At 35.1% G+C, this 2,748-nt stretch carries 3 protein-coding genes; all 3 read right to left on the reverse strand.

What is annotated here, in order from left to right; all coding sequences use genetic code 11:
• The coding region (gene meaB / locus PHC28_RS17940) for a methylmalonyl Co-A mutase-associated GTPase MeaB (protein ID WP_300103741.1) at positions 1-816 on the reverse strand (816 nt) is incomplete at its 3' end.
• Positions 817-895: 79 nt separating this feature from the next.
• Entirely contained in the window at positions 896-1,477 is a 582-nt protein-coding gene (gene nudK, locus PHC28_RS17945; protein ID WP_300103743.1) for a GDP-mannose pyrophosphatase NudK, read from the reverse strand.
• Positions 1,478-1,534: 57 nt separating this feature from the next.
• On the reverse strand, positions 1,535-2,748 hold a 1,214-nt coding region (locus tag PHC28_RS17950), incomplete at its 5' end, for an adenylosuccinate synthase (RefSeq protein WP_300103745.1).

Here is a 2,748-nt window from a genome sequence, read left to right on the forward strand (position 1 = left end):
ACAAGTTGAAGTTATGGGAATCCAACCTGATTTTTTAGCTGGAAATAGATGTAAAGCACGATTGAATTCCGTTTTTGCCAAATTTGCTTTTTTGATGTTATCACCATCAGCTTTGTTGATGACAATAGCATCGGCCATTTCCATAATACCTCTTTTGATGCCTTGTAATTCATCTCCAGCACCAGCAATTTTTAATAGCAAAAAGAAATCAACCATACTGTGAACAGCAGTTTCACTTTGGCCAACACCAACAGTCTCAATAATTATGATGTCAAATCCTGCTGCTTCACACAGAGAAATAGATTCACGAGTTTTTCTTGCCACGCCACCTAGAGTTTCTCCAGAAGCCGAAGGTCTGATAAAAGCATTTTTGTCTTTTACTAATTCTTCCATTCGAGTTTTATCACCAAGAATGCTTCCGTGACTAATTGTACTACTTGGATCAACTGCCAGAAGAGCTACTTTTTTTCCTAGAGATGTCAAATGTTTTCCAAATGCTTCAATAAAAGTACTTTTTCCAACGCCAGGAACACCAGTAATTCCTATTCGAACAGATTTATTGGCGTGAGGTAAGCAAGAATGAATTAGTTTATTGGCTTTCGCCAAATGGTTTGTATTGGTACTTTCGACTAAAGTTATAGCGCGGCTCAAGGCGGAAATATTCCCAGATAAAATCCCATCTTCTAATTCTTGTAAAGAAGGTTGTGTTTTTCTGAATCGTTGAACTTGTTCCACCGCAATTGAATTGATGATTTCTGGTGGAGGAATCCCGTTTTTTTCTTGTAGAGCAGAATGTTTTATTTTTTTATTTTCCAAAACTTATAATCGTTTCAGTAAAATTAGTAAAATTATTCTTCTGTGTTGCTAAAGGGCTGAATTTGTTAGTGCTAATTTATTAAAGGAGCTTGTTTATTTTGGCATATTGCAAAAGAATAATGGTTTTTGCGTCATTAATTTCACCAGTTTGAATCATCGTGAAAGCAACGTCGAAAGGAAGTTCCAGCACTTCAATATTTTCTTGTTCAGTATCGATGCCTCCACCAATGCTAACTTTCATACTTTCGTCATATTCGCCAACAAATAAATAAAGAATTTCGGTTACAGAACCTGGTGACATATAGGTTTCAAATACTTTTTGAACTTTAGTAAGGTGATAACCAGTTTCTTCTTCGGTTTCTCGAATGATGCATTGCTCGGGATGATCTTTGTCTAAAAGTCCTGCGCAAACCTCAATCATCATTCCTGTTTTGTTTCCGTTGAGGTAAGTTGGTAATCGAAACTGACGTGTTAATATTACTGTTTTTTTTATCGAATTATAGAGTAGAATTCCAGCGCCATTTCCTCTGTCATAAACTTCTCTTATATGAGTTTCAGTAGGATTATCTTCTTTTTGATAGTCAAAAGTTACTTTATTTAGTACATACCAATTATCCGAAAGTAAATCAGTTTTTTGGATTTTTATTTTTGGATTAGTCATTTGTATAGGGTTAGATTTTAAATAAAAAAACGCTCTGATTTTCAGAGCGTTTTTTATTTATTTAAGTATGGTTTGTTTTCTGTCTGGTCCAACCGAAACAATTTTTATTGGCACTTCGACATAATTTTCAATGAATTCGATGTATTGTTTTAACTCAATTGGCAATTCGTCATAAGTGGTCATTCCGGTTAAATCTGCTTTCCATCCTTTGCAATCTTGATAAACTGGCGTAACATTTTCTGGTTCTATGTTGTAAGGAAAATGCGAAATTACTTTTCCTTTATAGTTGTATTGTGTGCATACTTTTAAGGTTTCGAAACCTGAAAGTACATCGCCTTTCATCATCATGAGTTGAGTTACTCCATTAACTTGAACGGCATATTTTAAAGCGACTAAATCAAGCCAGCCACAACGTCTTTGCCTTCCTGTAACTGAACCAAATTCATTTCCAACGCGAGCCATTGTTGCTCCGTCTTCGTCAAAAAGTTCTGTTGGGAACGGACCGCTTCCTACACGAGTTACATAGGCTTTGAAGATTCCGTAAACTTCTTTTATTTTGTTTGGAGCAATTCCTAAACCAGTACAAGCTCCAGCTGCGGTAGTATTTGAAGAAGTTACAAATGGATAAGTTCCAAAATCAACATCAAGTAATGAGCCTTGAGCGCCTTCACATAAAATGGATTTACCTGCTCTTTGAGATTGGTTTAAGTATTCTTCGCTGTCTATAAAATCTATTTTTTTCAATTCTTCGATGGCTTCAAAGAATTCTTTTTCCATTTCATCGAGGTTGTATTGGATAGAAACATCATAGAATTTAATTATTTCCTCATGCTTATTTGCTAATGCACGATATCTCTCTTTAAAATCTTCTAATTCAATGTCTCCAACACGAATTCCGTTTCGACCAGTTTTGTCCATATAAGTTGGGCCAATTCCTTTAAGAGTGGAGCCTATTTTTGCTTTGCCTTTCGATGTTTCAGACGCAGCATCAAGTAATCGATGTGTGGGTAAAATTAGATGTGCTTTTCTTGAAATTATTAATTTATTTTTTATGTCTAAATTGAATTTCGCCAATCCTTCAATTTCTTTTTGAAGAACAACGGGGTCAATTACTACCCCATTTCCAATAATATTTACAGCAGTTTTATGAAAAATTCCTGAAGGAATAGTTCTTAATACGTGTTTTATTCTGTCAAATTCTAGAGTGTGTCCTGCATTTGGACCTCCTTGAAAACGTGCGATTATATCGTATTTTGAGGTAAGAACGTCAA

It is taken from the genome of Flavobacterium sp. (assembly GCF_028712645.1).
Classification (GTDB): domain Bacteria; phylum Bacteroidota; class Bacteroidia; order Flavobacteriales; family Flavobacteriaceae; genus Flavobacterium.